Source organism: Streptomyces iranensis (assembly GCF_017874715.1).
Classification (GTDB): domain Bacteria; phylum Actinomycetota; class Actinomycetes; order Streptomycetales; family Streptomycetaceae; genus Streptomyces; species Streptomyces iranensis.
The window spans coordinates 1-7,944 of record NZ_JAGGLR010000061.1 but is presented as its reverse complement, the minus strand read 5'-3'; the positions used below and the strand labels follow the sequence as shown (position 1 = coordinate 7,944).

1 protein-coding gene is annotated in these 7,944 nt (G+C 71.2%); it reads right to left on the bottom strand.

From position 1 onward, the window contains the following. Positions 1-7,918 (bottom strand): lonely Cys domain-containing protein (locus J2Z30_RS49090; RefSeq protein WP_308280302.1); only part of this gene is annotated, 7,918 nt, incomplete at its 3' end. Between the last annotated feature and the right edge of the window lie 26 nt (positions 7,919-7,944).

The window sequence follows — 7,944 nt, the reverse complement described above, 5'->3', positions numbered from 1 at the left end:
GGAGCGGCGCGGGGAGCGACCGCGCCCGCTCGTAGGCGCTCAGGCTGAGCCCCGAGACCTCCTCGACAGCACGCGATATCTCACTGGGGGTCATGAACGCGCTGCCATAGCCGAATCGCCGCAGCTCCGGCAGGACCAGCGCGACGTCCAGCCGGCCCTCGTCGGTGTCCAACTCGTAGTCGTCGGTGACGATCTCGCGCTGGGCGACGGCAGTGCCCTGGGATGTGCGCCCGGTGAGTATGGCCGTCCAGTATTCGCGGGTGGTCACATTGCCGTTGGTGGCGTCGAAGAACCCCGCGTCGAACGGCTTGTCCGGCGTCACTCTCACCCGATGGAACTCCAGCAGCTCGGAGAGATGGGAGAAGAGCATTCCCGTGAGCTCGTCGTAGCGCTCGTTGAGGAACGTCCGGGTGCGCGGCCGCAGGGTCCGCCGGACGCGGTCCATCGGATTCCGGGACGCCACCAGCAGAAAGTTCTTGGTCAGGACATTCTCGGAGGTGATGGCGGCGAAGATGTTGCGGATCGGCCAGGCCGCGGCGTGCTGAGACCCCCACCATCCGTAGCCGAAGACCTCGTCGACGTCCGGAATGGCCGCCAGGAACGGAACAAGATCATTCTGCGCGCCGTCATCACCGAGGAAACGGTTCACGAACGCCGTGGTGGTCTGCTGCCCGAAGAACCGCATCGAGACCGTCACGGCCTCAAGTATGGGCTCGTTCGCCCGATCCAAGGCGAGGTCCTGGAGCGCCCCGAGGCCGAGGGTGACGGTCCCGGGGGTGAGGTGGAAGTAGGAGCTGTCGCTTGAGTCCACGACGGCCAGTCCGACCAGCGTCCGCGTGCCCCACTCGGTGGGCGTCCAGCCGCCGAGGGTCTCCAGCAGTTCGGAAAGCGGGACCGGGACCCCCCGTTCATCCGGGATCGCCAGCGCAGCCCGAATCCGCTGCAGCTGCCTCAGCGCCTCCTGACGGGGCCACCTTCGCTCCCCCGGAAGCGAAGCCATCGGGTCGTCCATGACGATCTCGGCGATGCAGTAGCCATTCAGCTTGGGCGCCTGCTCCCCCGGTGCCACCCGCGGCTTCGAGCGGTGGAGCCGTCCGTCGGCGGTTACCCAGTATGGGCGAGCGTCCGTGACGATCTTGAAGCCGGGACCATGAGCCAGCTTCACCTTCATGACGTTACCGGTCAGCCCCTCAATGTGGATGGGCCGATCCTCCTCGGCCTCCAGGCCGGTGGCACCGTAACGGCGGCCGGTCGCCGCGTCGAGCTGCGCGTGGGCCGGGGAAGCCGACTGCATGAACGCCGGCAGCGCGTGCGTGACCCGCCCGTCGAGGTCGATCACCACCGCACGCGCATCCGACGGCGCGACCCCCGGGGGGAACCCCGAGATCCGGCGGCCGGCACCCTCCGACACATCCACCCACACCACTCCACGGCCCTCGCCCTCGCCGAGGTTGTACGCCGCGAAAGCATGGCCCAGCCGCTCCGCGAAGGCACGGCCCGGCTGCTGGCCCTGACGCCGCGCCAGAACGAACGCCGCCGCGCCCGCCCCGGCCTCGGCGACCGCCTTCTCCACCCCCTCCCACGACCGCACCCCACGCCAACCGGGGCCCGCCGCCAAAGAGGACACCACCGAGTTCCCACTCACCGCCGAGTCATCCAGCGCACGCGACCGCACCGAACCGGCCTCCGCCCGGCCGGCCTCTTCCGGATCGGCCTCCATCCCCGCCGGGCGCACCCCCTGCGGGTACAGCTCCTCCCGTAGCGACCTCAACAGGACCAGACACCGCTCCTCCGACATCCCCTCTGCCGGCCCCTCACCCGCCACACGGTCCACCCGCTCCGTCAGCTCCGCACGGCTCAGCACCGAAAGGGGCTCACGAGGACCGACAGCACGATGCCGCCGACGGCCGGCCACCGTGCCGCCGGACACCGTGTCCGGCGCCGGAGCCGTACCGGCATCGACAACACCCTTGGCGACACCTCCCCCGGACATGGCCCCCGGGTCGGGCGCGGGCGTGACCGGCGTGGCGGGGACGGTGGTACCGAGCACGGTGGTGGATGGCGCCTGGAGGGCGACGTAGCCGGGGGGCGCCTTCCGCCGTTCGACGATGAAGTCCGCGGCGGTCAGCGGGTTGCCGCCCGGGTCCGGCTCCAGGGCGATGGTGGTCTTCCCCGTCGCCGGGTCGGTGAAGAAGACGGGCGTGCCGTACGCGGCCCACATGGAGCGGCCCGAGCGCTGCACGCCCAGGACCGGCAGGCTGCCCTCCTTCGGATCGCCGGGGCGGGGACGCGAGCGGGGAACCATGAGGACGACCCTGCTCGGCAGCGGGAGTTGGGCGGTCGCGGGGTCGCGGTACATCAGCTCGCCGATCTCGTCGTGCGGCGCCGCGAGTCCGCACACCTCGACCCGGGTGTCGTCACGGCGGTCCGCCCGGTACACCCACGGCGGGACCTCCGGCTGCTGCGGGTTGTACCAGGGGGCCTGGACCGTGGAGTCGGCCACCAGGGTCCCGTCGGGCGCGCGCCGCAGCAGGGTGAGCTTCGTCCAGTCCAGGTCGACGGTGCCGGCCGGCTGTCCGGTGTGGTCCCGGCCGATGATCGAACCGTCCTTGGCACGGATCATCGTGGTGGGCGCGAACGCCCCGCCGCTGGTCTCCAGGTGGTACTCCGCCAGTTCCTCGCGCACCAGGCCGCGGCCCTGGGCCAGCGCGCGCCGTACGAGATGGAGCATGGGAATCTGCTGGGCGGGGTCGTGGTCCTTGAGGTGCAGGATCTTGGCGGCCTCCTCGCCGATCTTCTGATCGCCGCCTATGGCACGGAAGTTGGCGATCAGCTCACGGCCGCTGACGTCGTTCCACAGCAACCGCGACCGCTCAGCGGCGCCGACCGGCGCGTCCGCGGGCAGGCCCAGAAACTCGATGGCCCGGCCGTCCACGCCGGAACCGCTCATGGTCTCCCGCAGGACGCTGAGAATGATCTGCAGCGAACGGCGGTCGACGTAGTCGGAGAGCTTGGTACCCGGGACCTTGGCAATCTGCTGCCAGGCCCGGTACAGCACCTGCGCCTTGCCCTCCTGGTCCAGCGGGGTGCCCGGGGCGTGCTTCTTGTGGTCGGCCCGTGCCACCCGCTCGAACAGGTCCAGGGTGAACAGGGGGACGAGGTCCAGCGCGCGGTCGTTGCGCAGCATCCGGTCCAGCGCGCCCGCGCCCCCCAGCAGCACGGGGTAGGCGGCGTGCCGCTCGATCGTCGCGCCGAACTGGCGGCCCACCATCCGGACCAGGCGCAGGGTCCGTTCGCGGATGTGGTCCGGGACCGGGCCCGGATCGCGATCGCTGTGCAGTCCGGCCATGCGGGCCCGCTCGTCCAGCTTGGCCCCCTCCGGCTCGTGGAGCACCCGCTCGATGCCGAACTTGGTCCCGCTGACGTCGTTGGACACGGCGAAAAATGCCCCGTCCGGTGTGACGACACGGTTCATGACCCGGCCCTGGGTGGCGTACGCGGTCTCGAGCTTGTCCCGGTCCCGTTGCGCGTCGTTGACGAACTGCTGGGCCCCGGAGACGACGCCGAGCGGGTCGGGGACGTACGACGGCGGACTGAACCGGCCGAAGCGGGGCACGCTGCCGGGCTGCGCGGCGTCGGAGCACAAGAGTTTCACCGTGGAGGTCCCGGCAGGCTTGGCCTGCCAGCTCCGCCGCCGCCGCAGCGCCCCGGAGGACTGCGCGGCCGAGACGGCCCGCGGCCCGCCGGTCGTCTCCCACACGGCCCAACCGGGCCCGCCGTGCTTGATCTCGAAGAACGGGCCGGCGCCAGGACCGCCCACCGGCCAGGGGACCTTGACCGGCGCGCTGACGGTGTCGGTCGTGGGGTCGAAGTGGACGAAGTGCGTCGCCTTCGCCAGATCCCGCGCCATGAGGGTCCTCAGGCGCAGGGTCGCGGGGTCCTCGTCGAGCGAGACGGACAGATGTCCGGTGGCGCGGTGGTCCCGGCCGGCGACGGGAAAGGAGACCACCTGCTGTTCCCACTCCTCGCCCCCGTCCTCCGGTCCGGGCGGCATGGTGGGGTCGCTGAGCAGCCAGTCCCCGACGATACCCAGATGCTCGGACACGTCGATGGCGATCCCCAGCCAGCCGGGAATGTTCGGCAGATCTCCGACACCCACGGTTCCACTGACGGACCAGACGTCCCGGCCGAGCGTGAACGCGGCACCGCGCGGGAGGAGTGTGTCGCCGACCGCCGCCAAGGACACGAGCATCAGCAGCGGAACGTTCCCCGGCAACGCCCCCAACACCTGGGAACGTCCCAGCAGTTCGGCCACGACCTCCCTGCGCGCCTCACGCACGAACCCGCTGTAGCCCCGCACCGTGACCCTGGTCATGGACCCCTCTGCCCTCAGCACAAAAGGCCACGGTCCACCGAACCATCCGGCGCGATCGGGCTTGTCGAGGACCAGCCGGCCGTCCTTCTGCTGGACACCCTGGAACACGGTGTCAAGTTCGATGGGCATGTCCAGCGGCTGGCCGGTCCAGTCGATGCCCCTCACGCCGTTCGGCGTGGTGAAGTGCACGCCGGAGCCGACCGCGCCCTTCAGGCCGAGGTAGAAGGCCGCGAACTCGGTGAGACGCGTGGCGTTCGCCACCTCCGGGTCCGACGCCACCCTGAGCAGATCGGCGCGTTCGGCCCAGGTGAGGGGGGCGTTGTCGGGGAGGCTGAGCACGTACCGCGTCAGCGCGTCCAGATCCAGTGGACCGCCGCGCAGTTCGGGGACGCCGGCGCGCAGCGCGTTCAGCCGCCGCAGCGCCTCCGGCACGCCCGGCTGCGGCCCGCCGTAGAGGTCCCGCATGATCTGGGCGTAATGCGCCTCCGGGTCGTACGGGGCCGTGGGCACGGCCGACGGCACGGGCGTGGCACCGGCAGGAGGGGCCATCATGTCCGCTTCGGGGCCCTGAGGACTCATCCAGGCATGCACCGGCCAGCCGGCCGGTCCCACGGCGGTCAGCTCAAGGCCCTGCTCGACACCGGGCGCCGACAAGGAAGCGGGATCCGCCAGCGGAATGTGGACCGCCTTGACACCGTCACCGTCGGTGGGCACCAGGTACATCCCGGAAGCGTCCGCCGTGAGCGTGTACCGAAGCGTCTCGTGCGCCTCCAGGACCGCCTCAGCGTTCAGGGCACGGCCGATCCACCCACTGTCCCCATACAGCACCGCACCCGTGGGCCCGTGCACGAAGTCATCACCGATCCGCCACCACCCCTCCGGACCGAGCTCCTCACCACCGGGAAGCGTGACCCAGCCCGCCTCGTCGACCTCATAGGACAACGGCCTGGAGGAGGACTCCAACACCCGCGTCCAACGGAACACCCCCGGATTCTTACCGGCATTCCTGGGCACCCGCCCAACGGGAACCTCCCTGACGCCACCGGTCCTGGGCGCCTTGCCAACCGTGACCCGGGCGACATCACCCGTCCACGGCTCCGCAACCGTCACCCCACGCCCCAACGGCCAATGCTCCACCAGCGGATCCACCCCGGTATCCGACGACCCACCAGGCAAACCACCAGAGCGCCTCGACGGACCGGCCCCGTGCGAACTGTGGGAAGGCCGCGACGAACGCGACCGCGGCTCAGCCACGCCCCCGGATGCCGGCCGCGGTCCGTCGGCCTCGGGCGGCTCCGTGTCCCGCACCGTTCCAGCCGTGTGCGTCGACGGCCCGTGCACCCCGAACGTGGCCACCGGGTCGGGCGCGGGCGTGACCGGCGTGGCGGGGACGGTGGTACCGAGCACGGTGGTGGATGGCGCCTGGAGGGCGACGTAGCCGGGGGGCGCCTTCCGCTGTATGAGGGTGAAGTCCTCGGCGGTCAGCGGGTTGCCGCCCGGGTCCGGCTCCAGGGCGATGGTGGTCTTCCCCGTCGCCGGGTCGGTGAAGAAGACGGGCGTGCCGTACGCGGCCCACATGGAGCGGCCCGAGCGCAGCGCGCCCTGGCCCGGCAGGCTGCCCACCATCAGATCGCCGGGGCGGGGACGCGAGCGGGGAACCATGAGGACGGCCGTGCTCGGCAGCGGGAGTTGGGCGGCCGCGGGGTCGCGGTACATCAGCTCGCCGATCTCGTCGTGCGGCGCCGCGAGTCCGCCCACCTCGACCCGGGTGTCGTCACGGCGGTCCGCCCGGTACAACCACGGCACGACCGGCCACTGCGGGTCGAACCAGGGGGCCCAGACCGTGGAATCGGCCACCAGGGTCCCGTCTGGCGCGCGCCGCAGCAGGGTGAGCTTCGTCCAGTCCAGGTCGACGGTGTCGGCCGGCTGTCCGGTGTGGTCCCGGCCGATGATCGAACCGTCCTTGGCACGGATCATCGTGTTGGGCGCGAACGCCCCGCCGCTGGTCTCCAGGTGGTACTCCGCCAGTTCAATGCGCACCGGGCCGCGGCCCTGGGCCAGCGCGCGCCGTACGAGATCGAGCATGGGAATCTGCTGGGCGGGGTCGGGGGCGTCGAGGTGCAGGATCTTGGCGGCCTCCTCGCCGATCTTCTGATCGCCGCCATTGTCGCGCAAGTTGTCGATCAGCTCACGGCCTCTGACGTCGTTCCACAGCAACTGCGACCGCTCAGCGGCGCCGACCGACGCGTCCGCGGGCAGGCCCAGGAACTCGATGGCCCGGCCGTCCACGCCGGGACCGCTCATGGTCTCCTGCAGGACGCTGAGAATGATCCGCAGCGAACGGGGGTCGACGTAGTCGGAGAGCTTGGTTCTCGGGTCCTTGGAAATCTGCTGCCCGGCCCGGTACAGCACCTGCGCCTTGTCCCTCGGGCTCAGCGGGGTGTCCGGGGCGTGCTTCTGGTCCAGCGGGGTGGCCGGGGCGTGCTTCTTGTGGTCGGCCCGTGCCACCCGCTCGAACAGGTCCAGGGTGAACAGGGGGACGAGGTCCAGCGCGCGGTCGTTGCGCAGCATCCGGTCCAGCGCGCCCGCGCCCCCCAGCAGCACGGGGTAGGCGGGGTCCCGCTCGATCGTCGCGCCGAACTGGCGGCCCACCATCCGGACCAGGCGCAGGGTCCGTTCGCGGATGTGGTCCGGGACCGGGCCCGGATCGCGATCGCTGTGCAGTCCGGCCATGCGGGCCCGCTCGTCCAGCTTGGCCCCCTCCGGCTCGCGGAGCACCCGCTCGATGCCGAACTTGGTCCCGCTGACCTCGTTGGACACGGCGAAAAATGCCCCGTCCGGCGTGACGACGCGGTTCATGATCGGGCGCTGGGTGGCGTACACGATCACGCGCTTGTCCCGGTCCCGTTGCGCGTCGTTGGCGAACTTCTGGGCCTTGGAGACGACGCCGAGCGGGTCGGGGACGTACGGCGGCGGACTGAACGGGCCGAGACGGGGCACGCGGCCGGGCTGCTCGGCGGCGAAGCACAAGAGTTTCACCGTGGAGGTCCCGGCAGGCTTGGCCTGCCAGCTCCGCCGCCGCCGCAGCGCCCCGGAGGACTGCTCGGCCGAGACGACCCGCGAACCGCCGGTCGTCCCCCACACGGCCAAACCGGGCCAGCCGTGCTTGATCTCGAAGAACGGGTCGGCGTCAGGATCGTCCACCCGCCAGGGGACCTCGACCGGCGCGCTGACGGTGTCGGTCGTGGGGTCGTAGTGGACGAAGTGCGTCGCCTTCGCCAGTTCCCGCGCCATGAGGGTCCTCAGGCGCAGGGTCGCGGGGTCCTCGTCGAGCCTGACGGACAGATGTCCGGTGGCGCGGTGGTCCCGGCCGGCGACGGGAAAGGAGACCACCTGCTGTTCCCACTCCTCGCCCCCGTCCTCCGGCCCGGGCGGCATGGTGGGATCGCTGAGCAGCCAGTCCCCGACGATACTCAGATGCTCGGACACGTCGATGGCGATCCCCAGCCAGCCGGGATGGTCCGGCAGATCTCCGACACCCACGGTTCCACTGACGGACCAGACGTCCC